Here is a 25,970-nt window from a genome sequence, read left to right on the forward strand (position 1 = left end):
AGTAATATGAATTCTATCTTTAAATCCGATATGGCGCGGGGTTCACCTGCGCCATATCGGAGCTTCTATCCCAGCTCGTCTAAAGATCGGTGTGCCCCCCGGGATTTCGCTTTATACGCTTGAACCCGAACGGATGGATCGATCGATCGGATAAGAGCAAGCCTGCCAGCGTCAGCATCATCCCTAAAGCCGTGATCACCGAAATCGGCTCATGCAGAATGGAAAAAGACGCAATAACGGTTACCGCCGGCACCAGAAAAATGTAGGTGCTCGTGCGCACCGCCCCTAGTACGCCGACACTCCAATTCCAGGTAACGAAACACAGTGCCGAAGCTCCCAAGCCGAGAAACATTAGGTTAAATAGCTGGGTACCGTCTTGAAACCTTGAAAGGCCGAGACGAAATCCAGGCGAGAAGCAAAGCGGAAGCATGAAAACCAATCCGTAAAAAAAGACCCGGCGGGTACAGCCTATGGCCGGAATACCCAGTGAACTGATTTTGCGCATTAGAATCGAATATATCCCCCATATGGCGCTGGAAAGAAAGGCCAGTACATCACCCAACGGATTGAGCGCCAATTGACGGGCTCCGTTAAAGGAGATCAGAACAATTCCCGCCATGGCCACCGCAAACCCGGCCAAAAAGCGTAGGTGCAGTGACTTCTCTCCCAGCAGAAAATGGGCCAGCACCGCCGTAATTAACGGCGCTGCGGACACGATGATGCCGACATTGGAAGCCAACGTGTACGTCAAGGCGATATTTTCCAGCAAGAAATACAGGGTAACCCCGGTAAGCCCGGCTGCCGCGAATAGCAGCTCTTCCCGGATCGGTCTCAAAGAGACAACCTTCGGGTAAATCGCCCAGAGGACGCAATACCCGATTAAAAAGCGAAACAGCAAAATTTCCTGAGGCAGAAAGTCCTCCAACAGCAGCTTGGTCGAAATAAATGTAGTCCCCCATATCAAAATGGTCAAAAGAGCGGCCGTGTGTGCAGTTGCGGTACGACGCCGGCCGCTCATTCGTTGACCGTCCGCTTTGAAAGCACAGGTGCGGCTTCCTCACGGAAGATTTTCATATATTGGCCGGGAGTTAACCCGATATACCGTTTGAAAAAATGAGTCAAATGGCTCTGGTCGCTGAATCCGGTCTCCATAGCGGCTAACGAGGGGGCGATTCCTCGCTCCAGGAGTTTTTTGGCGGCGCCGATTCGAAGCGTCTCCAGGTAGTTGTACGGCGATATTCCCTGATCACGGGTAAAGGAACGAATAAAATGATATTTGCTAAGTCCGGCAAGTCCGCTAAGCTTATCCAATGTTATTTTCTCCGGGTAATGACTCTCCATATATTCGCACACCCTGCGAAATTCGGCCGCCTTCCCGCTTCGCGCAGACTCTGCCCGAACTTCCGAATAATCCTGGACGATCTGCCCCATCAATACAAAGAACAATTCCTCCTTGATAAAGTCCGCTTCGCCCTCACTGATTAGCTGGTGCAGTTCCTTCAGTAAAGGAGCCAACTCGGTTCCGCGCAGCACAGGTCCGGCAAAAACCGGCAGCTCCTCCGTTCCCAATATATCGAGGGACAGTTCTCGCATGCGGTCGGTCTCTATATTGATGCAGCGATAGTCAAGCACATCACCATCAACCTGCATACAGGTGTGGATATCCTTCGGATTAAAAATAATCATATCACCGGGATGGATGATATACTCCCGTTGGTTACATTCCAGGTAACGCTGTCCTTTCTCTATAAACCCAAAGACGTAATAGTCATGAAAATGATGCGGAAACTTCTGCATAATCCCCTCAAACCGGTAGGCTTCCACGTCCAGTTCAGCGTCGTAACAGACCGTTCGGATCTCCTTGCTCATAATGTACCTCCTCGTATGTATTCCACCTTATCCACTATACCAGAAAGGTTTTTACCGCGATTGTACAATGTTGCTCTCCCATCAACCTCAATATCTGAATGCCTCCACGCATCATTAAAAAGAAAGAGCTCGAAAGCATCCGCCTCCGAGCTCCGGTTTTATTGATTTGCAACCAGCTCCCAGAGCTGGTCGGCCACTCCCGTTGCATCCATCTGAACGATTTTGGCCCCGTCCGCCATTTAGCCTGCTCCACCGCCAAAACCTTCCCGCTCCCCGTATTGTTGACGATAAAATAACCGCCCGTTGCTTCCAACAGCCACTGCTGATCCTTCGATCCGTTATCAGCCCATTGGACGGCTGGAGCACCGGAAGAGAGGGATGCTCCCAGGATCCCAAGATTTTTGCGGCTGTTGGTATTGATCAATTTAACGAATCCCTCCGAGGCCGGGACGATAAACCAGTTTTGATCACGCGAAGCGGGGCTACCGGTTTACCGCTCTTCACATTAACCAGTTTATAGTACCCCACGGACATATCCCCATTGTTCACTGTGTTTTTCCCACTGAAGAAACCGGCCTGAGGAATAAACAAGCGTCCATTGCTAAAGCTCGAAATGATGTTCACGGATAAATCAGACCCGCTTTTTTCGCGGGAACCCATTAGGTTTTCCGTATGATTTTTTGCTGTTCAATTTCATATACCACATCGGCAGCGTTCTCAATTAACTGTACGTCATGCGTTATGAAAACGATAGTTCCTGCGTAGCGAATCATTAAATTTTGCAGGGCTTCGACGGCTGGAAGATCCAGGTAATTGCTCGGTTCGTCCATAAGCAAAATGTTGTAGCGTCCCAGCATCATTTTAGCCAACTGCAATTTAACCAGTTCACCGCCGCTTAATACGGATACCCGTTTTCTTATATCATGTTGAGAAAATCCCAAGGATGCAAGGACGGCATGTATTTCCGTCCCCTGATAATCACTGTGTTCCATCATAAACTCCATAACGCTTTGGCTACAGTCGCACCTATAACCCTTTTGGTCAAAATAACCAAGGACCGCTTTAGGAGATACTGTTATGCCGGGTTCGCGATCGAGTATCATCCTGAGCAACGTTGTTTTCCCCGTACCATTGGGTCCGGTAATCGCAATCTTGGCACCCAGCGGAAATTGAAATGAAGCTTTGTCAAAAATGACCCTGCCCCCATGCTTTTTGCAGATATCCGTCCCCGTGACCGGAAACGGACTATGAAGCTCGAGGGCTTTACTTTGTCTGAACAAGACCGAACGAATGGTCTCGGGCGGTTTTACTTCACCCATCGCTTCAATTCTGCGCTCCATATTTTTGGCGGCATTATAGAGCTTCTTTTGCTTGCTGCCCGTCGTTTTTTGGTGACCGAGCCGCCCACCGCTCTCGGTGTTGTTTTTTCGGGAAGCCCCTTTCGCCTTTTGCTCCATTTTCCGGGCCTGATGCTGTTTTTCCGCAATAGCTTTCTCCAAGCGCTCACGCTCAGCGGTAAACCGACTGAATTGATCGGCTTGTTTTTGCCGTTCTTCTTCCTTTTGAGCCAAGTATTCGGAATATCCGCCCCAATACTCGGTAATCTTCCCGTCCTTTAACTCCCAGATCTTGTCGACGACTTGATCCAGAAAGTATCGGTCATGACTGATAATGAGCAAAGCTCCGAGATAAGATTTAAGCTGATGAATCAAAAAGTCTACTCCGTCCCGATCCAGGTGGCTGGTCGGTTCATCGGCAAGGATCCCGTGCATCTCACTCGACAAAGCCTGTGCAATTTTAAGCCGTGTTTCTTCACCACCGCTCATATGATCCTTTTCAATTCTGTCGATCCCAAGCTTACCCTTTAAAGCATAATTCTTTATCTCATGTATGGCCGCGTCCTCTAATTGCGGGATGTATGAAAAATCACCCTCCCGGCTGATCCTTCCATACGGTATTGAAATTTCACCCAGTAACACTTTTAACAAGGTGCTCTTACCGGCTCCGTTCGATCCGATTAAACCAATACGATCATATTGGTAAATTTCCAAATCAGCAATGTCCAGGACGTCCCGTCCCATATATTCGATATAAATATCTTTTGCTTTTATCAATAGTTCCATCTTGGCAGCCTCCTTCAGTAATCGCAGTAACGTCGATTCGCAGGTCCACCTGCGATTATGAAGAGAGGATTATATAAAGAAGTACCAATGCATCCTTCGCATAATAACTTATTAGCTCCTTTCTATGCTGTTTGACTGTTTTTTTGCAATAAAAAATACAGATCTAGGCCATTATGCGAGCCAGGATCTGCATTGATCACGAAAGAAACACAGCGAAACAGACATAGCAAATCAAGCTATTCAAATCGCCATCTATGTGTCCATACGTAAAAATAAGCAGCCCAAAAAAAGCCCACATTCGTGGATGAAAATCCGCTTTTTTATTGCCGGCTTATCGAATACGCATCGAGTGCAACATAGATAACGATCCTCCTATCACTAATTTATTGGATGATAACATGGGCGACGCCTGGTGTCAATTCCGTATAAACGCCATGTTTCGGCTTGTGATGGTGTGTTCACGAAACAAGGTTTGATTCATGGAGCGAGTTTTTCTGTTCTGATTTCCTCCCCCCTCCCATATATTTATCAGCGAATGGCCGGCCGGACCTTTCGATGCGTTACACCCAAAAAGTTAAAGCGCTTTAAACATTCAGCGGAAGGAGATTGGCATGTTAACTTTCTCAAGTAAAGGAAAAACCGGAGCCCGTCTTTTCTGTGCTCTACTGGCTGTCTTGCTGCTCTTCGTCCAAATTCAAGGCGTTTCGCGCGCGGCTGAACCGGATTCATCGGAAGCGGAGGTGCTGCTGTCCGAATGGATCTTTTCCGATGAAGGAAATGAAGGCGTTTTTCCTGCGACGGGCGGCGTCCATCAAGACTCCTCCAGCTTCCGGAATGTGGGCGGTTATTTCGAGTATTATGACAGCGACCAGCACTCGATAAGCTATCAAGGCTGGGACAACGGCAAAAACAAAAAGTACTGGCTCGCCAGTCTTTCAACCAAGGGATATGGGAACATTGCCCTTTCCTCCCAGCAAACTTCTTCCGGGACAGGGCCGCGGGACTTCAAGGTTCAGTACAGCACCGATAACAAAAATTGGACGGATGTGCCGGAGCTGTCATTGAAGATGGCCCGGTCCAGTTTCAACTGTCCGGGGAATTCATGCAAACTTGATAATGCTCCTCTGCCGGCAGCCGCCGAGAATCAGGATACGCTTTATATCCGTTGGATCGTAAGTTCAAATACGAACACCAAAGGGAGTCAGGGCATCGGGGACACGGGGTCCAGCTTGATCAAGGATATCCGTATAACGGGGACGGCGACGGGTACGCAGGAACCGCAAACGGAGCCTAAGCTGATCAATATGACGCTGGTCGGAGATACAAAGACGAGCCGCAGTTTTGCGTGGTATACGGATGTACATTCGCCTTCCGTCCTGCAAGTGGTCGAGGCCTCCAAAGCAGCCGGGAGCGATTTCCCCGAGCATGAGGCCTTAACCTTTCAAGGAACGACCGAAGAGATTGCCACTTATGTGACGAAGTCGGACCGGAAAGCGAACAAGAAAAAGAAGTTTTACAGCCATAAGGTGGCAGCAACCGCATTGACGCCCGGAACGACGTATCGATATCGCGTCGGCAGCGGAGCCGCAAACAGCTGGAGCCGGGTCGGCAGTTTCACGACCGATACGGCCCAGGCCGAACCCTTCCGTTTTATCGCGGGAGCGGATTCGCAGGCCTCCAGTAAGGCGGGCTTCGAACCTTGGGCCGATACGTTCAGAAAAGCGCTGCAAACGGTCGGGGATCCCAAGTTCATCCTCAATGCGGGGGATCTCGTGGATAACGGCGACCTGGAGGAGCAATGGCAATGGATGCTGGGCCTCCCGCAGGAACAGCTTTTGAATGTCCCGATCGTGCCGGTGCTCGGCGGGCATGAGGTCCAGGACTATGATGGCGACGAGACGACGCCGAACTCGAATTTTTATAATCATTTCCATTTGCCGAAACAAGTTGTAGCTAATACGCATGACGGCTCCGTGTATTCATTTGAATACGGAAATGCCCTCTTTCTGATTTTCAACACGCAGTATGCCGGGGAACTGTCCAGTAACGGAAGTATCAAGAAGCAAGACCGGCAGTTTCAGGATCAGGTCGAATGGATGAAGTATATCGTGGCCAAAAGCGATGCCAAATGGAAATTCGTGGCCCTTCATAAAGGCCCCTATTCCGCGGGTGACAATGCGGGAGAATGGGAGGATGACCGCGTGCAATTTTACAAAAAAGCCCTCGTCCCGGCCTTCGACCAAATGGGGATCGACCTGGTATTCGAAGCGCATGACCACATGTACATGCGATCTCATCAAATGCTGAACGACAAGGTAGTCCCTCCTGCCCAGATCACGTTCGATGCACAAGGAAATGCCGTCAACCCCAAGGGAACGGTCTACCTGATGTCCAACGCCTTCGGGGATAAATTTTATACCAAATATCCCGGATACGATGATTATTTTGCCGCGATCAATGAACAGCCTTTTAAAAAGATGTTCACCGATGTGTCCGTATCCGGTGACCTCCTGAAGATCAAAGCATACACCGCCGCCAAAAAGGATGAGTCCTCCGGCAACAACGGCGTCAAAAAATACGACGAGTACGGAATCAAACGGACGGACAGCAAACCGGACCGAGTCAGCGACGCCAAAATCCGGGTGAACGTCGGGAAAGCCACCATTTCCTGGAAGCTCTCCGCCGCAAGCGCCGGACCGGTACAAGGCTTCCGAATCTATGAAGCAAACGGAAAGATCAAGCCCTACTGGAATGCCTATGTTAATGTCGAGTCCGGCAAGACGGATTACAGCTTGACCGTTAACGACATCAACGCCGCGGATAACTATACGTTCGTAATTCGCGCGGCCGGCAGCCGGATGAATTCCGAACCGGTGGAACTCAGCACCGATTAATTTATTTTGAAGAGAGCTCGGGGGTAGTCCTCGAGCTCTCTTCACGCCTCCTTGTTAGCCCCTCGGTTATGATGGTCCTTGCTGCGCATCATCCAACGCCTGTCGTAAATCATAGTCGGCGAGATTCATATCCGGCGGCAGATCCAGCGCCATTTTGGCCAACTGGCTTCCAATGAACGGACCTGCGGTCAATCCGGACGCCCCCAAACCGTTGGCGGCAAACAAGCCTTCCCAGCCGGGGACCGCACCCATAACCGGAAGAAATCCCGGCGTAAATGGGCGAAAACCGACTCGTATTTCTTGAAATGCACTGTCTGCCAGTCCCGGCGCCACGGCTAACCCTTTATTCACAATTTCCTGAATGCCGCCCGGCGTAATCCGTGTATCATAGCCTTTCACTTCATTTTCGTGCGTCGCTCCTATGATGATCTTCCGCCTGTCAAAAGCCAGCAAATATTGATCGGAAGGAGGCATCACAACCGGCCAATTTCCCGTATCTTGATCCTCCTCCAAACGCAAATGCATGATCTGCGCCTTTTGAAACCGGACGAGAAAGCGAAGGCCTAACGGTTGCAGCAATGCACCCGCCCAGGCCCCGGCGCAAACGATAACACTGTCGGAAAAATAGCTCTCTTCTCCGACCCTAACCCCGGTCACGTGGTTGTTCTCATGTAGTAACGCGGCGTCCCCGTTGATCATAACCGCTCCTTTCCGCTGCGCCGAACGGAGTAACGCGTCGCGCAGCGCTCGCCCGTCGATACGGGCGGCCCCGCTAATGTGCAAGGACTGATAGCCCGCTCCGAGGACAGGGAATCGGGCTATTGTTTCCTGCTCCGAAAGGCGGGTGATTTCCCCGATTTCCGGCGCATCCGCGATCCGTTGCCTCGCCCGCTCTTCCAGTTTATCGATTTTTTCCGCTTCAGTGTGAATAAGCAGAGCCCCAACTCGGGCATAGCCTGTATCCGTTTCGCCTTCGCGTTTCAAATCCTCGATGAAATCAGTGTAAAAGCGGGCCCCTGCTCTTGCCAGCCGATACCAGGCCTGGTTCCGGCGCTGGGAGAGCCAGGGGCAGAGGATACCGGCAGCGGCATCCGTAGCCTGTCCGGCGTCCTTGCGGTCGATCACTACGACATCGGCCCCCATTTTTGCCAGGTGGTAAGCCGTTGACGCTCCAAGTATTCCCGCTCCAATGACGATGATTTTCTTCATGTTGGCATCCCTCTCTAATAGCTCACTTCCCCCATTATAGCGAAACTGGCAAGAAAGTACGAAGCCGCGCCTTTATGACGAATAAATTCCAGAAAGGTGGGACAACGTATTACGGAAATGCGAGATACTCACTCAGGAGGGAATAAGCGATGAACAGCCAACGCGCCAAGGAAATCGTAGCCTCGCCTACGATGGTAAACGTCACCTGCAACGGCGTACCCATCTATATTCAGCATGTGGACGATCGTAAAGAAACCGCCCGGATCTATCCCCTCGATCAGCCAGAACAAGAGCAAGAGGTCGCGCTGTCCCAGTTGACCGAGCAGTAAAAATAAACAGATAGGGTGCCGCAGCCGCGGCACCCTCCTGCATATCAGACCTTTGTTCTCCCTCGGCCCTCCAACCTCTTCACCAGCTCCGTCAAATCTTTTCCTTGCAGCGCTCCTTCCACCAATTCCGGCAGCATCGCAGGCGTGCAGGCAAACGAAGGCGTTCCGTCCCTGGCAAAAGCTCGGGCCAACTGCTCATCATAAAACGGCTTGCCTTCATCAGACAGGGCCAGCAGACACAACGTTTTGACGCCGGACTCCTTCATCTCCCGCATTCTCCGAACCAATCGGGACTGATTGCCCCCTTCATAGAGATCGGAAATCAGGATGAACAGTGTTTTCTTCGGTTCTGTAATAAACTGCTCGCAATACGCGACGGATTTGTCGATATTCGTGCCTCCGCCGAGCTGAATCCCAAACAGCATATCCACCGGATCATTGGCGCATTGCTCGGTTAGGTCGACCACCTCGGTATCGAAGACGACCACCCGGGTATCCAGCGCGGGAATACTCGCAAAGATGGAGCCGACCACCGAAGCCCAGATCACCGATTCCGCCATGGAACCGCTCTGATCGATATCCACAATGACCGTCCATTCCTTGTTTCTTTTCGCGCGGTCAAAGTAATAGAAGCGTTCGGGAATGATCGCCTTGCGATCGGCATCATAATGCTTCAAATTCCGCTGGATCGTACGCTTCCAGTCGATTCCGCTCAACGAAGGGAGCGGCGTGTGCTGCCTGCGGTTTAGGGAACCGGTAACGGCTCTTTGGAGCTCGTGGCTCATGCGCTTGACCAGTTCATCCACCACGGCCTGCACAAGCATGCGTGCGGTATCCTTCGTCTTCTCCGGTATTTTCCCCTTAAGCGATAGCAGCGTACCGACAAGATGGATATCCGGTTTTACAGTGGCCAGCACCTCCGGTTCGAACAAAAGCTGCTTCCAGCCTTTACGCTCCATCGCATCGTGTTGAATGACGGAGACCACATCCTCCGGAAAAAAAGTACGCACATCCCCGAGCCACTGCGCAAGCCGCGGGGCGGATTTCCCCTTTCCCGCGCCGCGCGCCCCCGATCCGCTTCCGGAGGTCCCTTCACCGCCGTTGTCCGTCTGATCATATATGGCGGCAAGCGCCCGGTCCATAATCAGTTCATCCTCCGTGAGTGCTACCTGCCCTTGACCGGCGTAACGGCCAAGGTCCCCTTCGGCGGCCGCGCCCAGAATGAGCCGCCATCGGGACAGGGCCTCACGGTTTACCGCTCCGCCCATCTCTAAAAATCCTCAAAATCAAAATCATTCAATTCGTCCAACATCCGGGCTTCTTCCTCCTTCAGATCCTCCGTGATCATTTCCGCGGCCCGCTCCGGTTCCACGCCCCACAATTCGCCGAGCAGTTCGGCGACCATCGTCTTTTCCCGCTGGCTGAAAACGCTGAAGGCCCGGCGCAAAAAGACCAGGGACCGCACAAACTCGTCGTCCTCCAGCGAGCAGATATAGGCGTTGAGCTGGTCCCATAAGCTCATTCGCGATAGAAGGGCATAGCGGTTGCGCATCGCCAGCCCCTCGAACCAGCCGGCGCCAAGGTCGGCCGGAATGCCCGGCGAGAGCCGGCGCGATACCTCGGCTGAACATTGTTCGGCCGACAGCTCCCCCCGCTCCAGCAAGATCGCGCAGGCCAGACCGGATAATCTCGGATGGGCATCATCCCTGTCCGACAGGACGGTCAGTTCCCGAACCCAGAGCGCCTCGTCGACCCCGTCGCTATGTTCGGATGAGATATGGTTCAGTTCATTCATGGCCTCCGCCATCGCCTGCGCAGCCTCATCATTGCATTGGCACGCCTCTTGCAGAAACAGGCAAGCGCGCAAGAACAGCTGCTCCAAAAGCGGAGCGAGCGGCGTCGTATCGATTCTTCGAATACCGCCAAAAGTGATCAGCTGCGACAGCTTTCTCGCTGTCGCCGCAATCTCAGCGACATTCTGGCTTTGGACCGCGAGCCTCTGCAAGACCGATCTTGCGGCCTCCATTTGATGAATCATCCCGCATTCATAGGCGACCGCGATCAGCTCGGAGGCCTCCCTGATCGCAGAGCATTCCTCCAGGCGCTGCTGCAGCATGTAGCCCGCAGCGGTCTCTACGGTCTCGCCGAGCAGATTGGACTCCACCACTTCGATCTCCACTTCCGGGGACCACTGGACGATCCAATGCTCCGACCAAACGGCCTGTTCCGCGGTTCTTCTCTGCTCTTTGACAAAATGAATCCCGAGCAGCTTCAAACGATGGAACCAGAATGACCGGTTCAAATCGAGGAAAGCCGCCTCCCCTGAAGAGACTCTCCGGTTTTCGCGCAGGTCCAGGACTAGATCCTGAGCAACGGCGGTTTTATATTTCTCCAATTTCAGGCGTTTAAGTTGACGGGCTACATCATCCTGAATCGGCGTTTGGCTGACGCCCTCGGCCAAAGCGCCGATCGCCGTACCCACCTCGGTGCGCGCGAGCGACTCGGCGACCACGGACAACTCTCCGCGCCCCAACAGGGTTTTGGCGGCATCCCTCAAATCCATCAGCGTTGGAGAACTGCCGCCATGCAAAGCCGACAGCGCTTCGGCCAGCCTGACCGCCTCGATCACTTCCGCCGTGGAGCGGTGTGTCCCCGTTCTTCTCAGATCCGCCGCAACGGAAGCGAGATACCGATGGGGCAGCTCTCCCAGTGCCCCCTGCCGCATCTGTTCCCACATCATTTCAAAATAATAAGGCGCGACGTTTCCCGCACCATATCCGGTAAGCGACGACAGCCGCAGATAAGAATAGGGCATAAGCGTCAGCTTTGTTTTGCGGGAAGGAAGCCGCGATAACTCCTCATCGCTCATAGCATGGCTAAGATCTTGGAGAGCCGAAGCGTGATACGCCCCGCAAATGACCGCAATCTGCTCCGGCTTATGCCCCGCCGCGACCGCCTCCGCGATTTTCCGGCACATATAGGCTTCCCGCACCGCATTGTAGGCATATTCCAGCCGGTCGCTCCGCTTCTCCTTGTCCTCCGTCAGTTCCCGCATCTCGCCGGAATAGGCCAGAATGACCCGACGATACGCGTCCGGGTTCAAATTGTGCTCGAAGTTCCGTTCCCAATAGGTGTCATAATCGTACTCGCCCGCGATGGCCGCGATCCTGTCGTAAAGGGAGGATTCCGAATCCGCGATCTCGCCCGGTGCACCCGGCTCCTCCACCGGTTGTCCGGCGACGGGAGCCTGATCCTTGGGGCCATCAGGCTCCCCGCCCTGGGCGCCGCCGCGGATATCCTGCAAACAAACCGCGGAAGACGAAGGCAAATCGATAAACGCACAGTAAGCCCCATGTTTATGCGCCCATAGCATCGCCTGATATTCGGGGGAATACACGGCAAAGGGCCAAAGCACGGTCCGAACCGGCAGCTCCTCGGTGAAAGCCAGCAGAGCGACGGGCGGCCGGGTCGAGGCATTCGTCAGATGGACGATTTCGGAAGAAGCGTCCGATGGACCCTCGATCAGGACGGCCGTGGGCCGGATACGCTCCAGAAATTCGCCCACATGACAAGCGCCGGCCGGCGACAGATGCCGGACGCCAAAAATATGCACCCCAGCGCCGCTAGCCGTCTCCGTCTTCATTGATTCATCTCCTTGCAGGCGCTGTAAAGGCCGCGCCAGCTTGCTCCGCGCTTTTTCATCACATTATCCAGGTACTCCTTCCAAACGAGACGGTCCTTGTCGTCATCCTTTACGATGGCTCCCTGCAGTCCGGCAGCCAAATCCTCATCCGTCATCTCTCCACCGCCAAAGCTCGCCGCCAGCGCCATGCTGTTGGTGAGCAGCGAGATCGCTTCCGCCGTGGAGATCACGCCGGCCGGGGATTTCACTTTCTCCTTTTTGTCCAGGGTCATACCGCTGCGCAGCTCCCTAAAGATCGTTACGACCTTTTGCAGCGCCTCGTCGGAAGGAGCCGCCGCTTGCAAATCATACGAAGCCGCGATTTCGGCGACCCGTTTCTTTACGATCTCCACTTCGGTTTCGAGATCGGCCGGCGCGGGCAGAACGATCATATTAAAGCGGCGTTTCAGCGCCGTGGACATTTCGTTGACGCCCCGGTCGCGGGTGTTGGCCGTAGCGATGATGCTGAACCCTTTGCGCGCGTTCAATTCTTTGCCAAGCTCCGGAATGGAGATCGTCTTTTCCGATAAAATCGAGATCAGCGCATCCTGCACTTCGGAAGCACAGCGGGAAATTTCCTCGAACCGGGCGATGCCGCCCGCTTCCATCGCCCGCATAATCGGGCTCCTCACCAAGGCCTCCGGCGTCGGACCTTGAGCAAGCAGCATGGCGTAATTCCAGGAATAGCGGACTTGTTCCTCCGTCGTTCCGGCCGTGCCTTGCACGACCAAGCCGGAGCTGCCGTAGATGGCCGCCGAAAGATTTTCCGACAGCCAGGATTTGGCCGTTCCCGGCTCGCCGATCAACAGCAGCGCCCGGTCGGTCACCAGCGTCGCAATCGCCATCTCCACGAGGCGCGGGTTTCCGATGTATTTCGGCGTGATACTCCGGCTTCCCGCTTTCCCGCCGACAATAAACTTAAGCACCGACTGCGGGGACATTTGCCACCCCGTCGGAACTTTACCTTGATCCTCGCGGATCAAAGCCTGCAATTCTTCCTGATATAGCGCCTCCGCAGGCTTGCGCATGATATCCTGCATCACGGGTTCCGTCTTACTCATAAGGTTTTCTCTCCTTTAGGAAGGAATGGATGATTTACGATTCCATCGCTTTTAATATATATCCGAGCTGGAGGGCGGCATCGGAGTCGAATTTGGGCATTGCCGTCCGAATCCGGCCCGCATAAGATCCCGGCAAACGGGATAGCTGATGAAACAGAAACGGCTCGATTTCATGACACTCCGTATTCCACTCATCCTCCAACGCACGCATCAGCGCTTCATGAAGCTCTGCTTCCGGGATCCCCGCGCGAACCAGACCCATGACGGCCAAATTTGCAAACCGGTTGCGGAATTCCGGAGATTTGCTCAGCTTGCTAAGCAGATAGGAAGCGGCTCCTTCATGTCCCGGCCGGGCAAAAACGCTGACCAACGCCAGATGATCGAGGGCGATAAAGTGATCCAGCCAGCGGGGGTCCCAAGCCGCTGCGATCACCTCCTGCGGAACCATTTCGACCACAAACATATAGTTCTTTTTTTCATCCGCCCAAACCGGTCTGGCCTCCTGATATTTCCGCTGAATGACCAGATCTTCCATCGTGTCGAGAAGCTGTTTGCAGGTGGTGGCGTTCTTGCTTAAGGCGGAAGCGTTCAGCCGGTCTTTCAGGACGCCGGCATATTCCTCGTAAAGTCGATCCGGAGGCAAAACGGGTTGCGCCTTGACAAAAGTTTCCCGCACAAAGGCGCTGGTTCCTGCCGTTTTTCTCATTTCAAGCTCAACCGCAGCACTGATAAGCTGCCGCCCTTCCGCCGAGTCCACCCCGCTTATGTACTGAAACGCTTCGTTCGCCAAATAGGTCCAGCCCAGCGTATGAGCGTAAAAAGAATATTTCCGTAAAACGTTCAAGTACAACCGCTCCAGCTCAGGGCCGGTTTTTTCGTGCAATGCCCAAAGATAACGTCTGCTTTGCAGCGAAACCTCCCGATCGACCGCTTCCCCGGGGGGCTCATTTTCGATCGATTGAAGCAGCTCCGCATAGTCCCGGGCCAGCCAATTGACCAGCAGCTCCGACTGGCTTCGGTTTAGCGCCGGGTTCACAAGTTCGCTGTCTTTCCCTTTGGACGCTTCATAAAGACGCTCGGCCGCGCTCGCCCAATCGCTGTCCGCCAATGCCTGATAGGCCGCTTCGCGGATGCTCTTCTTCTTGTCGCGGCTGAAGTCAAGCAAGGTCTGCTCATATTCACCATGCCCCGCTAACAGGCGAATGGCCGTCGTACGCACTTCATCGGACCCCGAAACGGCCGCTTCAGAGATCACGGGCAGCACCTGATCACCGCCATTTCGTGCGATGACGGTCAACTTGCGGGATTCAAGTTTCCCCCCGCCCGGTTGAAAGCTCTCAAGCAAATGCGGCACGATTTCGGGTCCGTAAGACGGTAAAATGTCGTTCATGGCAAAATCGGCGATTTCCACATAAGGATCGTTCAAAGCGTCCATCGCTAGCGGAAGCAGGCGAAGATCTTGAAACAATCCCTCCCGTAAGGCTTCGACGACGATTTCGTGCCGCCCGCCGCCCCGGGTGGTAAGGGCTTGCCGGACCGCCGACAATTTCCGGAAGGAGCGGGTCGTTTTCAACGAAACGGGCTTGCTGCGCAGCGGGGCCGTCTCTCCTTCGGCGGAGCTTTTCCCCTGGGTACGCAGCACCGACTGAAGGAGAAGATTGACGTCCTGCAGCCGCCGGGCCGAATCACCTCCGCTGTCTTCGCCGATCAAGGCCTCCATGCCTTCGGCAAGCTTTTTAAACACGGGTGCCCGCTCCCCCAACTGTTGAAAAGAGGGAAGCAATTTTTTTAATCTGAAATCCCCGGCCGCCAAATCGCTCCCCGCAATATAAAGACGCCGGATCTCATCGTTCAGCTCCATTAGTAAGGTTTGACTCATGATATGCGTTCCTCCAATTCGGCATGTTAGTAGAGCAACCGGACTAGCTCTTCCCGGGTCAAAATCGTCAGCGGCTGCACGACGAGCCGACCGCTGAGAGAATCATGATGAAACATCGCGAGCATCGCCATCTCACACAGAGCGTCCTCCGGCAAAAATTTCAATAAATGCACGGTTCCGTCTTCCAAGACGTCGCGAAGCTCCAGCGTTTCTCCCTGCGTATCGGTTGCAAACAGCCGGCCCTCCGGGTCGGTGACCACCTGATCAACGGATAGAAGCCCGACCGGATTGGGGTCTGCCAGCGGATTTTTAAGCTGGTTTTTCACCCGCTTTACGATCTCGGCAAACGACGCCGCGGCATGCCGGCGAATTAAATCCAAGTCTTGCTCCTCTACCGCTCTGGAGGTCATGGAATCGTACCGGACACGCCGGTTCAGGTCACCGGGATAGCAGTACAGCTCAGGCACAACAGCGACTTCGAAGAAGCTGTCTTCCTCCCGCATTAATTTCGCGGCTTTATAAGGGCGATATTGTACCGTATAGTGGATCTCCCCGCTGTCCTGCTGAATCCAGTAACCGCAGTCGACATACTCCTGCCGGGCTGCATCGTCATAGCTGGTAAATGCCAGCTGAATCAGTTCCTTCGCCGGAGCGACCAACCCCGCCTCTCTCAGTTCGGTCAGCTGCCAGGCGTGTCCCAGCCATTCTTCGATCGACGACACATGATCCAGCGCAAGGTCGGGGTCTTCGAGCTTTGCGGTTAAATGGGCTCTGCCTTTTTTGATAAAAGCGTGGATGACCGCAAGCTGCTCCGACGCGTGGGTATAGGACTGCTCCGTATTGTCCTTTTTCGACAGGATGAGAAGCAGCTTGCCGAGCTGAATTTGCGCTCCGTTCAGATAGTGGCTTTTCATTTGCTTCACATGCTCTTGAATCACTTTAAGCTCTTTGGCGTCAAGCGTACCGAGGCCTCGCCGAACCAGTGATTGCGTCAGCTTTTCGAGCAGCTCCAGTCCTTCGAGTTGGGCGGTGATCTTCTTTTTAAGCGCCGATTTATTGACTTTTTTCGGCTTGGCTTCGACTCCCGCGGCGGCCTCCTTCACTTTCTGCTCCTCCCGTTTCCCGGCTTTCTCCCGTTTGGCTGCCAGATCTTCCGGCACCTCCGCAGGCGTGAAAGGTCTTCCCTCCGCATAGGCGTACAGGAGCCCTAACACATGCTTGCATGGGAACTGCCGGCTCGGGCAGCTGCAGCGCATGACCGGTTTCTCCGGAATCGCGAAATCCGCGGAAGGCGCGTATGGCGTTTTTCCGCTTCCCGCACAAAGTCCAAAAAGTACCCGCCCGTCTTCGGACCGGTGCAGTTCTATGTATTTTCCTTTTTTGTTCAAATCTTGACCGTTCTTAATCGCTGCGCTGTTGGGTGCCAGTGAGTCGATCCAAGTCTCCGTAATCTCCATCAAATGTCGTTCCCCTCCACCATCGGTAAGTTTACAGCACTACCAAAATTATCTTATAGGGCTTTCTTCTATATCATACCTAATATTGACAAACTCCCCTACCTACTAAAGTCCTAATAAGAACATATATTCGGTTTAAACAAATAGGAACCCAAAAAACGGGTTCCGCAATTAAGTTTACATAATATTTATTATGAAATATATAAAAATCATATCACCGAAGGGTGTAGGTTAAGAGAGAGTTATATTTAACGAAGCATTGCTTTTATCGTACTCCTAACTTGCATCCAAGCCTCTTGCAAAAACCAGCGCCGGAACATAGGTAACACCTTTGATGACCAGAAACAGGATAGAACCCTATAAACACGACTTAATCCGTATTACCCCAAAGGTCATTCTAGCAAAGGAAACCGCGACAGACGATTAACGAAAGTTAATTTTTCAAGTATTTTCTCTTTTCATTAAAAATGGTGTTTGACATAATCCCCTCTCAAGCAGTAATATTTGACTTGTCGGTTTTTTGTAAAACTTATTGGTCATTATATCGAATGATCGGTCTTTTATCAATGCCCTTCATTAACATGGAAGGTTACCTTCCAAAATATCTCGGAAAGCAGGTTATGTAAATTGTCCAGTTCATCTATTTCTACTTCAAGCTCGTCACAGGCCAAGGACATTTCTATTAAACAATTGTTCGCTCCTCTGATGGCTGTGATTATCGGGACCTTTATGGTTATTCTCGACAGTACTGCTGTAAATGTAGCCGTCCCTACACTCGTAAGATACTTTGACGCGTCTCTTCAGGTAATTCAATGGTCCGTCACCGCCTATACTCTCGCCCTATCTGCGGTGATTCCGCTGGCCGGGTGGTTGTCGGATAAATTTCAACCCAAACGCGTTTTTCTGATGTCCATAGGATTATTCACGCTGGGCTCCATTCTGTGCAGTCTCGCCAGAACGCCGGAACAGTTGATTCTTTTCCGGATCATCCAGGGACTTGGCGGAGGAATGGTGTCCCCCATCGGCACCGCCATGGTGTATCGGCTCGCGCCTCCCGATAAAAGAGGGTCGGTTATCGGCATGTTCGGCATTCCCATGCTTCTTGCCCCCGCCTTGGGCCCAGTTCTATCCGGGTGGCTGGTCGAATATGCAAATTGGCAATGGATTTTCCTGATCAATCTCCCTATCGGGATTATAGGCATTCTGGTCGGTGCAAAGCACCTGCCTTCTTTCCCCGGCAATAAGGGATCTTCTCTGGACATCCTTGGTGTGATTCTGGGACCGCTGGCTTTTGCCATGATTACTTTTGGAGTCAGCGAAGGCAGCGTAAGCTGGACTTCAACCCGGACCCTAACGGGCCTGATTGTGGGGGGAACGGCACTGGTTCTGTTTGTCGCAAACTGCCTTCGTCACCCTCAGCCCCTGATGGAACTGCGGGTATTCAAATCGGCGGATTTTACGCGGGGAATTATTAATTTATGGATAATGCAAACCGCCTTGTTCGGCACCGTGCTGCTGTTTCCGCTCCTTCTTCAGCAAATCAAATTTTACTCGCCTTTTCAGACGGGACTGATTATGCTTCCGCAAGCCATAGGCGCGATGATTTTTATGCCGATGGCGGGCAGACTGTTTGACAAGGTCGGAGCTCGGCCTCCCCTTATCGTTGGTATGACGTTAATCTCGGCCGCACTATTCACGATGTCGTTTCAAAAGATGGACTCCCCGCTCGTCATGATCCTGCTGTCCTTATTCTTACTCGGATCCGGTATGGGGCTCTCTATGATGTCGCTGAATACCCACGTGCTCAACGCGACTCCACCGGCCTTGGTCAGCAGGGTAACACCGCTCACGAGCGCGTCCCAACAGGTTGTATCTTCCTTTGCCATCGCCGGATTCACAGGCGTCCTTTCGTCCAGGTTAACGGCGAATCAGGGGCATAGTTCGGATGCCATCGGCTTGTTGCAAGGAAGTATGGCCGCCTACGGCGACACCTTTCTGCTGGCGGCTTGTATCGCCTTGGCGGGTTTGGGATTAAGTTTTTTCCTGAGAAAGCCGAAACGATTTTCGCCAGAGTCCTAAAAGTCGGCTTATCCATGCCGCTGAGCCGAATTCGACAAAATACCGCCCATTGAACGGCAAGCAAAAAGAACCTCCGCCCCTGGAGGTTCTTTTCGGTCTTATAATTGCTCCAATACCAAAGGACGGAGCTGATGGACATAGTAAGCAAGCTCGCTTTCCGATGCAAGGTCCTTCATTAAAGCATGCACGAGAAACGCTCTGGGATGCTCCTCCTTCATTTCGGCCATCAGAAGCTCCAGAACGCCGAGCAAATCTTTCTTTCTGGAATTGGGTACGGTCAAATCAGGAATCAAAGAGGTCAAGCTGTCAAAAAGCCCTACTTTTCGTGCTTCATGAAGGTCTTGCAAAGACTTGTTCTCCACCCGCGCATACTCCGACATCCGTTCATCCGACAGTAATGGAGCAGGCTTCTTCTCCATGACGCCGGCTACAAGATCGTCCATTCTGTCCGCGATAAAAGCGGCAAGCACCATCGGTTCGAGCGGTTTGCTGCCGAAGAGAAGATGAAAGGTATATTCCCGAATCATTCCGCTAAATAAAGCCGTGGCATCCCATGTCCAAGCGTCGATGGCGTCTCCGTAGCTCCGCTGCAAAATATCCCGATAGTAGCGAAACATTTCAACGCGCAGTTGACTCATCACGCGGCCGATACGATCATTGTTGATCATCGTAAGTTCGTTGTGATCACGTGCGATATAATAGCCATGCTCGATGTAGAAATTGATCTGACAAGCGATTTCCTCCAGAAACGTCTCCCTTGCTCCCAATTCTTTCAGTCTGATCCGTTCAACCGCAAGGATCATATCTTGCTGCCGTCTCTCGAGAATATGGATATATAAATCGTCCTTGGAAGCGAAAAACTTGTACAATGAACCCTTGGCAATACTGCAATCATCGGCAATATCCTGGATGGACGTTGCCTGGTACCCCTTCTCCGCAAAAAGTCTGATTGCGGATTGAATAATTTTTTCCTTTTGCATGCTCATTAAGAGCCCCCCGATACTCCGTTCTTTCTCAGTGTCAAATAATAGTACAAGAGGATTAAGAATGCAAATGAGCTTTGCCCTAATTCCTGCCAAAAGGAAAACGCCGCCGAGAATCATCGGCAGCGTTTCATTCACAATGTCGGCTCATCGAAGCCGGTTTCCCTGACTTATTCACGACCCGGTTTCGGCCTGCCATAACCCTCCGCCCGGCAAGGGGCAAGATCGCTCCTTCAGCCAAGCCACTACCGGAATGATGCAGCCGCAGGCCATGCAGGTCCCCTCGTCCGTCAGCTTCGGACAATCCCCGCAGAGCCGCAGCCGTTCCTCATAACGCTCCTGGCTGACCCGGCGTTCTGGAGCGAACATGGTGGTCTTGAGCAACCGTTCCATCTGGGCTTCCGTCACTTTATAATCGTCGCGGCAACCCTTGCAAGACGTATCCGCCATGCCGGATCAACCCTTGCTGGCCAGCTTTAAGGTCGTTACCGACATCGGGGGCAGCGTCACGGACAGCTTGCCGTCCGCCTCCGCGAAATTGTCAAACACCCGAGGCTTCACGGTTTCCGGCCGGTCAAAAGTGTTATGCGCATCCAAGCTGCCGCCCGCCAGCGTGGAACCGGCAATCGCGAATTCGCCGGAAGTCAGACCGCGTAAGGCGAGTTCTAACCGGCTTTCCGCCTGGGGTTGCAAATTGCAGAAGCTGATGTGGATGTTTCCCTCCGCATCACGCGACGCGGTAGCCGTGACCGCCGGAATTTCTTCACCGTCCAACCGATAGCTGCCGGTTTCCAAGTCGAGATTAAGCGATTCGGCATCCTGGTGCACTTTATACATGTCAAACACATGATAGGTCGGCGTCAAAATCATCTTCTCGCCTTCGGTTAAAATCACGGACTGCAGGACATTCACCGTTTGCGCGATGTTTGCCATCCTTACGCGGCCGCTGTGCTTATGAAAAATATGAAACGTCAGTCCGGCCACCAGGGCATCGCGGATCGTATTCTGCTGGTACAAAAATCCGGGGTTCGTGCCCGGTTCCACGTTATACCAAGTTCCCCATTCATCCACGATTAATCCAACCCGACCCTCCGGATCATATTTGTCCATAATCGTGCTGTGCCGGGTAATCAGTTCATCCATGCGAAGCGCCTTTCTCAAGGTGGAGAACCAGGCTTTCTCCTCGAATCCCGTCGCCGGCCCTTTATCGTGCCAGTCGTCGTTCGGCAGCGTGTAATAGTGGAGCGTGATGGAATCCATGTATCTTCCCGCCTCACGCATCAGCACTTCCATCCAATTGTAGTCATCCACATTCGGGCCGCAGGCGATCCGGTGAATCTTATTGCCGTCATAATTGCGGACATAAGTTTGATAACGACGGTAGAGATCCGCATAATATTCGGGACGCATGTTCCCGCCGCATCCCCAGTTTTCATTTCCCACTCCGAAATAGGTAACCGACCACGGCTCCTTGCGGTCGTTCTGAGCCCGCAGCTCAGACATCGGTGAAACGCCGCCGAAAGTCAAATACTCGACCCACTCCGACATCTCCTGTACGGTGCCGCTTCCCACGTTTCCATTGATGTATGGTTCGCATTCCAACTGCGCGCACAGCTCCATAAACTCATGCGTGCCAAAATGATTGTTCTCGACCACACCGCCCCAATGGGTATTGATCATGCGTTTGCGGCTCTCTTTCGGACCGATGCCGTCCTTCCAGTGGTATTCGTCCGCGAAGCATCCCCCCGGCCAACGCAGGACGGGAATTTTAATCTGTTTAAGCGCTTTCACCACATCGTTTCGAATGCCGTTTGTATGCGGAATGGGTGAATCTTCCCCGACCCAAATTCCTTCGTAAATACATCTGCCCAAATGCTCGGAAAAATGCCCGTATATATTGCGGTTAATCTTACCTCGGCTCTGATCGGCGTTTAAAATTCCTTGTAATACCACCATTATCACTCCTTGATAATTAATATATTCATTAACTAATTTATAATTTCATAAATATTATATCCACCTAATTCCACCTTCGTCAATTGTTTTACGTAAATTCCCGGCAAAAATTTACGGTGTGTTGCAAAACCTGTTCAACTTAAGTAATATATTCATTAATCATAATTAGGAAAAGGCGTGTATAATATGAAACTTGACCTTTCACAGGAGTCGCTTCCTGTCTATGAGGCTCTCGCCAGTCCAGTACGCTTACGCGTACTGCGTTTATTGACGGAACGACCGATGAATATTAAAGAATTGGCCGCGAGCACAGGCCTATCGAGCGCGATCATGACGATGCATGTCCGCAAGCTCTCCGAAGCGAGGCTTATTGCGACACAAATGATGCCCGGCAAAAGCGGTCTGCAAAAAATCTGCTCGCTGGCCGTCTCCGCGGCGGAAATCCATTTTCTCGGGAACGCTCTCCCGTCCCGTCAAAGCCATCGCGTTGAAATCCCGGTCGGACATTACTCCGATTTTTATATTGAACCGACCTGCGGCCTGGCGACCACCGACAAAATTATCGGCAGCTTTGACGATCCCCGCTATTTCTGGGAGCCGGAGAGAATCGAAGCCGCCGTATTATGGTTCAATAAAGGCTTTATTGAATATAAAGCCCCGAACTTTTTGCTGTCGAGCCAACAGCCTACAGAGCTGGTGTTGACGATGGAAATAGCCTCGGAAGCACCCGGTACCAATAACAATTATCCTTCCGACATCACCTTCCGGTTTAACGACATCACATTAGGTACCTGGACGAGCCCCGGAGACTATGGAGATCAGCGTGGCAAATATACACCCGAATGGTGGCCTTCCCAGACGAATCAGTACGGTTTGCTGAAACAACTGCGTATTACCGGCAAGGGTACGTATATGGATGGATTGAAGCTATCGGACATTACGCTGCAGGATATCGACATTCGCCGGAGGCAATGGACCTTACGGCTATCCGTAGAGGATGAGTCGCTTCATATCGGGGGCCTGACTTTATTCGGGAAGGGCTTCGGCAACTACAACGATCATTTAATATTGGAGCTGTTCTATACGGAAGTATAAGAAGCCCGGCTTACCGCCGGGCTCGAGGATCCTATATTTCAATTTGTGCTCAGAACGATATGGCAGGCGGTCAGTTTCGGAATCTTGTAAGTAAACTTGTTATTCTCGATATCGCTGACCGGCTGACGCTCCGTAATCGCCGCGTTCTCACCGTCGAACGCCCAGACACGGGCCGACTTGTAGCGGGTTCCGCCGGCAATATTAAAGCTCGCGTTCATTTCGAAATCATTGTTTTTGTTCAGTACGATAAGATGCAGGTTATCGTCGCTGTCCCGGTATACGGACCCGTAGACCGAACTGTTTTCGATATCGGAAGTCTCGGCTTTCACCTTCGTATCGCCGAACTTGGAGTGATTGCCGTCATAGTCGTTATACAGTCTCATTGCCAAAGTGATATACGCGGAAGGTTCCACCCCGCCCGTCATTCGCCAAAAATGAGCCATGTACACGCCATACTTGCCGTAGATCCCCAACACATCCGCCTGGGCGATCCCGCCGTATACGTTGTTTTCCGCGCCATAATTATATTCCGTAAAGGCGAGCTTCGTGCCGGGATAGTACGTATCGATCGATTGCCGCAATTTCGGAATCAGCGGAAAAAACTGACTGTGAAACAGGAAGAAGCGGCTGTTCGACTCGGAATAGCTCGGATCCCACAGCTGACGCGGGGCTTGCATGCGGGCCAGGTTTGTCTCCAGGACGTTGTTGGATTCCAGCTCCTGAATACGGTGTCCTCCCGCAGAGGTCTCCGGATACCAATGGATATCCAATACGTCGAGCAGGCGCTTGCCGCCCGGCTTTTCGCGTTCCACCCGGAATTTGTCGAGATAATAATCAAGATACCAGTCATAGTTGCCTTGCACCTGCGGCCAATCCGGGGCCGCTTGCATGCTGTACATATCGTCGAAGCCAAAGGTAGCCGGACCGAAAATTTCAGCATGCGGATCCACCTTCTTGACGGCTTTGGCCGCCGACAAGCCCTTGTTCAAGACCTCTTCCGCACCCGCCGGTCCAGGATGTATATACTTGTGGTTATCGACCCACAATCCCGGCTCGTTATCGAGCTCGTATCCGCGAATTCCCGTTTTGGCCGAAGCGTCCCCGTGCTTTTTCACCAGGTAGTTCACCATCTCATCCATATATACCGCATTGTCATTCAGATTCGGGGTCACGTCAAAGGGTGCGCCTTTTTCCGGCTTCACTTCAACCCATCTCGCAGAAGGCGCCTGTTCGCCTTCACGCACATATCCGTCCGCATCCTTCGCCGCATAACCGGCGATCTGCAATGAAGCGAGCGTGTATGCACCGTATTGCAGCGATTTTTGGTGGAAGCCGCTGATGCCGATCCCCGGCTCCGTCGGTTTCGCGCTCCACGGCACACCGCCGTAGTAGTGAGCAACGTAGTAATCGCTGTGATAATTTTCATCGTGGCCTGAGTTTGAAGCGTTGTTCTCCCAGTTATAGGTGGTTAAACGGTTCCCGCCGACACGGCGGGAGGTCCATTTCTCCGTGTTCGTCAAATCGTCATTCGTGCCGTAAATGTAGGGACTGATCGGTGCGCGGTCCTTCGACGTGTCCACGTCGATCCGTACGTCGAACGGTCCCGTTGGCGTCCGTGTCGTGTTCTGCGTCAGCAGATCGGTCCAAGCGCCAAGTGTAGCGTTTTCCTTGGCACGGACCCGGTAGGTATGCGCAGAGCCCGGTTCAAGATTTTCGTGCGCATAGGACGTCTCGAGACCATTATCCGATACTTGACCGTCCACTTCGATGTCATAACCCGTGATTTCCGCGTCCGGTGGAGCTCCCCAAGTCAATTTGATGGATGTATCCGTTTTGGTAGCACGGATGTTCACGGGTGCCGCTATGGCTTGCTCTCCCGTCGTTTTGACTGTGACGAGGCCGCTCCAGGCGCTTTCTTGTGTTGCCGTTTTCGTCTTCACTTTGTACGTGTGGCGGCTTCCCGTTCTCAACCATTCATGAGTGAAGGAGGTTCCCTCTACCTCGTGCGGGATTCCATCCGCTTTAACCACATAGGAAACCGCTCTATCCACCGGCTGCCAAGAGAGCGTTATCGCCGTATCCGTAGGACTTGCTTCGATCCCGGTCGGAGAAGAAGGCATATCCAGCGGTTCCGGTTCTTCGCCCCACACTCTCTTGTCATTCAAATAGGCGGGCACTTTTGCCGTTACCATTGAATTTTTCGAGCCTGTAAACGAGTAATCATTGCTTTGATCGAACTTAGGGTAATCTTTTTTATAGATCCACGACCCGATGATCACCGATCCGCCCGGGCTCAAATTGCCGGCTTCCGGTTTAAAACCGAGCTCCAAATACGTGTCGGCTTTTGCCGAAGGGATCGGCATCGTAATAAAGCGCGGAACCACGCTTTCTTTTGCCACCGTGCTCCAAAAACCGATGTTCAATGGAATATCTTCGTCATCCACCGTAAAATAATACCGGACTTTCAGGTCACCCAGTTTTATCGGCCGACTTCCCGTATTCGTAACTGTAAAATTCGGACCCAACATGGAAGTGGATGGATCCGATGGATCCGAAGATACCTCCACCTTGATGTCGGATGCCGGAGTAGTTACATCGGACAGTGTCCGTGCCGTTACAAGCGGGCTCCACTCGCTGGCCGTTTCGGCATTCCTCGCCCGAATGCGGTAACCATGCTGCGTATCCGGCTCCAAACCCGTATGCCGGTAGTTTGTAACCGCACCTAAAGTAAGTACGGCTCCATCCGCTTCCAATTCATAATACGTCGCTCCGGTAACGGAATTCCACTGCAGAGCGATGGCGGCTTGTTGCGGTTCGGCCGTCAATCCGGTTGGCGCCGGGAGCGATACCGGCCCTGTGCCGCCGCCTCCAACCTTTAGTTGCGCCGCTCCGGCGAACCACGCATCCACGTTCGAACTCCAACCCGAACCGAAGACGCCGAAGCTGACAATATAATCGCCCCGGGCCAATGTGGCGGGAATGTTCCAGACGACCGGTACCGTCTTCGTTTCACCGGCCACGACGTGAACCGGATCGATAATGATTCGGTCGACCCGCTTCAGGGATGCGTCGTAGATCCCCAAATCAAGCATTAGAGCGGTCGACTCCGAGGAAGTGATATGGACCTGAATCGTCGTGCTTGATCCCGGCTGGACTTCCCCGCTCTCGCCGGTCGCCGTCGCGGTCACCTCCGTTTTCGCCAGGGCCGCTTGCGGTTCTGCGGCGAAAAAGCTGCTAAACAGCATCAAGAACGCCAGGGCTGTCGCGGTCCATCGACTTCTTGCGGGTATGGCAATTTCCTTTTTCAACTCCTAACCAACTCCTGTTCCTCATAGTTTTCGTTTGCGTTGCCGC

17 protein-coding genes and 1 pseudogene are annotated in these 25,970 nt (G+C 52.8%); 4 read left to right on the forward strand and 14 right to left on the reverse strand.

Going from position 1 to position 25,970, the window contains the following annotated elements:
- Window positions 1-79: 79 nt before the first annotated feature.
- The 4 genes and pseudogenes from V4U84_RS17090 to V4U84_RS17105 all read right to left on the reverse strand — a co-directional run bounded on the left by V4U84_RS17090 (window position 80) and on the right by V4U84_RS17105 (window position 3,992).
- Entirely contained in the window at window positions 80-1,018 is a 939-nt protein-coding gene (locus tag V4U84_RS17090) for a DMT family transporter (RefSeq protein ID WP_334074599.1), read from the reverse strand.
- A complete protein-coding gene (locus tag V4U84_RS17095) occupies window positions 1,015-1,869 on the reverse strand; it encodes an AraC family transcriptional regulator (RefSeq protein ID WP_334074600.1) in 855 nt (284 codons plus the stop codon). Before V4U84_RS17095 ends, V4U84_RS17090 begins: the two co-directional genes overlap by 4 nt.
- A gap of 34 nt (window positions 1,870-1,903) precedes the next feature.
- Window positions 1,904-2,326, reverse strand: a pseudogene (locus tag V4U84_RS17100) (RICIN domain-containing protein); the annotation flags it as partial.
- Between the two features lie 202 nt (window positions 2,327-2,528).
- Entirely contained in the window at window positions 2,529-3,992 is a 1,464-nt protein-coding gene (locus tag V4U84_RS17105) for an Msr family ABC-F type ribosomal protection protein (protein ID WP_334074601.1), read from the reverse strand.
- Window positions 3,993-4,603: 611 nt separating this feature from the next.
- On the opposite strand from V4U84_RS17105, the gene V4U84_RS17110 reads away from it, so the two are divergent.
- Window positions 4,604-6,886 (forward strand): purple acid phosphatase family protein, encoded by a 2,283-nt coding sequence (locus V4U84_RS17110; RefSeq protein ID WP_334074602.1) that lies wholly within the window; start codon window positions 4,604-4,606, stop codon window positions 6,884-6,886.
- A gap of 66 nt (window positions 6,887-6,952) precedes the next feature.
- Here V4U84_RS17110 and V4U84_RS17115 read toward each other — a convergent pair whose 3' ends face one another.
- Window positions 6,953-8,095 (reverse strand): NAD(P)/FAD-dependent oxidoreductase, encoded by a 1,143-nt coding sequence (locus V4U84_RS17115; RefSeq protein ID WP_334074603.1) that lies wholly within the window; start codon window positions 8,093-8,095, stop codon window positions 6,953-6,955.
- Window positions 8,096-8,244: 149 nt separating this feature from the next.
- Between V4U84_RS17115 and V4U84_RS17120 the strand changes: the two genes are divergently transcribed.
- A complete protein-coding gene (locus V4U84_RS17120) occupies window positions 8,245-8,424 on the forward strand; it encodes a small acid-soluble spore protein H (RefSeq protein ID WP_334074604.1) in 180 nt (59 codons plus the stop codon).
- Window positions 8,425-8,468: 44 nt separating this feature from the next.
- Here the strand turns inward: V4U84_RS17120 and V4U84_RS17125 are convergent, their stop codons facing one another.
- Genes V4U84_RS17125 through V4U84_RS17145 form a run of 5 tightly spaced genes read right to left on the reverse strand, consistent with a single transcriptional unit; the run spans window position 8,469 to window position 16,506 of the window.
- Complete coding sequence (locus V4U84_RS17125) at window positions 8,469-9,692, reverse strand: VWA domain-containing protein (protein ID WP_334074605.1); 1,224 nt, start codon at window positions 9,690-9,692, stop codon at window positions 8,469-8,471.
- A gap of 2 nt (window positions 9,693-9,694) precedes the next feature.
- On the reverse strand, window positions 9,695-12,067 hold the full coding sequence (locus tag V4U84_RS17130) for a DUF5682 family protein (protein ID WP_334074606.1): 2,373 nt from the start codon (window positions 12,065-12,067) through the stop codon (window positions 9,695-9,697).
- Window positions 12,064-13,167 carry an AAA family ATPase gene (locus tag V4U84_RS17135; protein WP_334074607.1) on the reverse strand — a complete coding sequence of 368 codons (1,104 nt, stop codon included), beginning with the start codon at window positions 13,165-13,167 and terminating at the stop codon, window positions 12,064-12,066. The genes V4U84_RS17130 and V4U84_RS17135 overlap by 4 nt, the downstream gene beginning before the upstream one ends.
- 34 nt (window positions 13,168-13,201) lie before the next feature.
- Complete coding sequence (locus V4U84_RS17140) at window positions 13,202-15,046, reverse strand: HEAT repeat domain-containing protein (protein WP_334074608.1); 1,845 nt, start codon at window positions 15,044-15,046, stop codon at window positions 13,202-13,204.
- Window positions 15,047-15,072: 26 nt separating this feature from the next.
- Window positions 15,073-16,506 carry an SWIM zinc finger family protein gene (locus tag V4U84_RS17145; RefSeq protein WP_334074609.1) on the reverse strand — a complete coding sequence of 478 codons (1,434 nt, stop codon included), beginning with the start codon at window positions 16,504-16,506 and terminating at the stop codon, window positions 15,073-15,075.
- A 624-nt stretch (window positions 16,507-17,130) separates the two neighbouring features.
- Here V4U84_RS17145 and V4U84_RS17150 point away from each other — a divergent pair.
- A complete protein-coding gene (locus V4U84_RS17150) occupies window positions 17,131-18,582 on the forward strand; it encodes an MDR family MFS transporter (RefSeq protein ID WP_334077596.1) in 1,452 nt (483 codons plus the stop codon).
- A 98-nt stretch (window positions 18,583-18,680) separates the two neighbouring features.
- On the opposite strand, the gene V4U84_RS17155 is transcribed toward V4U84_RS17150, so the two are convergent.
- The 3 genes from V4U84_RS17155 to V4U84_RS17165 form a co-directional block, all read right to left on the reverse strand.
- Entirely contained in the window at window positions 18,681-19,568 is an 888-nt protein-coding gene (locus V4U84_RS17155) for a TetR/AcrR family transcriptional regulator (RefSeq protein WP_334074611.1), read from the reverse strand.
- Between the two features lie 171 nt (window positions 19,569-19,739).
- Complete coding sequence (locus V4U84_RS17160) at window positions 19,740-20,015, reverse strand: DUF6171 family protein (RefSeq protein ID WP_334074612.1); 276 nt, start codon at window positions 20,013-20,015, stop codon at window positions 19,740-19,742.
- A gap of 6 nt (window positions 20,016-20,021) precedes the next feature.
- On the reverse strand, window positions 20,022-21,521 hold the full coding sequence (locus V4U84_RS17165; RefSeq protein ID WP_334074613.1) for an alpha-N-arabinofuranosidase: 1,500 nt from the start codon (window positions 21,519-21,521) through the stop codon (window positions 20,022-20,024).
- 186 nt (window positions 21,522-21,707) lie between these two features.
- On the opposite strand from V4U84_RS17165, the gene V4U84_RS17170 reads away from it, so the two are divergent.
- On the forward strand, window positions 21,708-22,616 hold the full coding sequence (locus tag V4U84_RS17170; protein WP_334074614.1) for an ArsR/SmtB family transcription factor: 909 nt from the start codon (window positions 21,708-21,710) through the stop codon (window positions 22,614-22,616).
- A 38-nt stretch (window positions 22,617-22,654) separates the two neighbouring features.
- Here V4U84_RS17170 and V4U84_RS17175 read toward each other — a convergent pair whose 3' ends face one another.
- On the reverse strand, window positions 22,655-25,924 hold the full coding sequence (locus V4U84_RS17175) for a glycoside hydrolase family 44 protein (protein WP_334074615.1): 3,270 nt from the start codon (window positions 25,922-25,924) through the stop codon (window positions 22,655-22,657).
- Between the last annotated feature and the right edge of the window lie 46 nt (window positions 25,925-25,970).

Source organism: Paenibacillus sanfengchensis (assembly GCF_036864765.1).
In the GTDB taxonomy this organism is placed as follows: domain Bacteria; phylum Bacillota; class Bacilli; order Paenibacillales; family Paenibacillaceae; genus Fontibacillus; species Fontibacillus sanfengchensis.

Coding starts and splice junctions, on each gene's coding strand:
- V4U84_RS17160 (WP_334074612.1), bottom strand. CDS start 20,015: ATGGCGGATACGTCTTGCAAGGGTTGCCGCGACGATTATAAAGTGACG.
- V4U84_RS17155 (WP_334074611.1), bottom strand. CDS start 19,568: ATGAGCATGCAAAAGGAAAAAATTATTCAATCCGCAATCAGACTTTTT.
- V4U84_RS17170 (WP_334074614.1), top strand. CDS start 21,708: ATGAAACTTGACCTTTCACAGGAGTCGCTTCCTGTCTATGAGGCTCTC.
- V4U84_RS17120 (WP_334074604.1), top strand. CDS start 8,245: ATGAACAGCCAACGCGCCAAGGAAATCGTAGCCTCGCCTACGATGGTA.
- V4U84_RS17125 (WP_334074605.1), bottom strand. CDS start 9,692: ATGGGCGGAGCGGTAAACCGTGAGGCCCTGTCCCGATGGCGGCTCATT.
- V4U84_RS17140 (WP_334074608.1), bottom strand. CDS start 15,046: ATGAGTCAAACCTTACTAATGGAGCTGAACGATGAGATCCGGCGTCTT.
- V4U84_RS17165 (WP_334074613.1), bottom strand. CDS start 21,521: ATGGTGGTATTACAAGGAATTTTAAACGCCGATCAGAGCCGAGGTAAG.
- V4U84_RS17115 (WP_334074603.1), bottom strand. CDS start 8,095: ATGAAGAAAATCATCGTCATTGGAGCGGGAATACTTGGAGCGTCAACG.
- V4U84_RS17090 (WP_334074599.1), bottom strand. CDS start 1,018: ATGAGCGGCCGGCGTCGTACCGCAACTGCACACACGGCCGCTCTTTTG.
- V4U84_RS17105 (WP_334074601.1), bottom strand. CDS start 3,992: ATGGAACTATTGATAAAAGCAAAAGATATTTATATCGAATATATGGGA.
- V4U84_RS17110 (WP_334074602.1), top strand. CDS start 4,604: ATGTTAACTTTCTCAAGTAAAGGAAAAACCGGAGCCCGTCTTTTCTGT.
- V4U84_RS17130 (WP_334074606.1), bottom strand. CDS start 12,067: ATGAAGACGGAGACGGCTAGCGGCGCTGGGGTGCATATTTTTGGCGTC.
- V4U84_RS17095 (WP_334074600.1), bottom strand. CDS start 1,869: ATGAGCAAGGAGATCCGAACGGTCTGTTACGACGCTGAACTGGACGTG.
- V4U84_RS17135 (WP_334074607.1), bottom strand. CDS start 13,167: ATGAGTAAGACGGAACCCGTGATGCAGGATATCATGCGCAAGCCTGCG.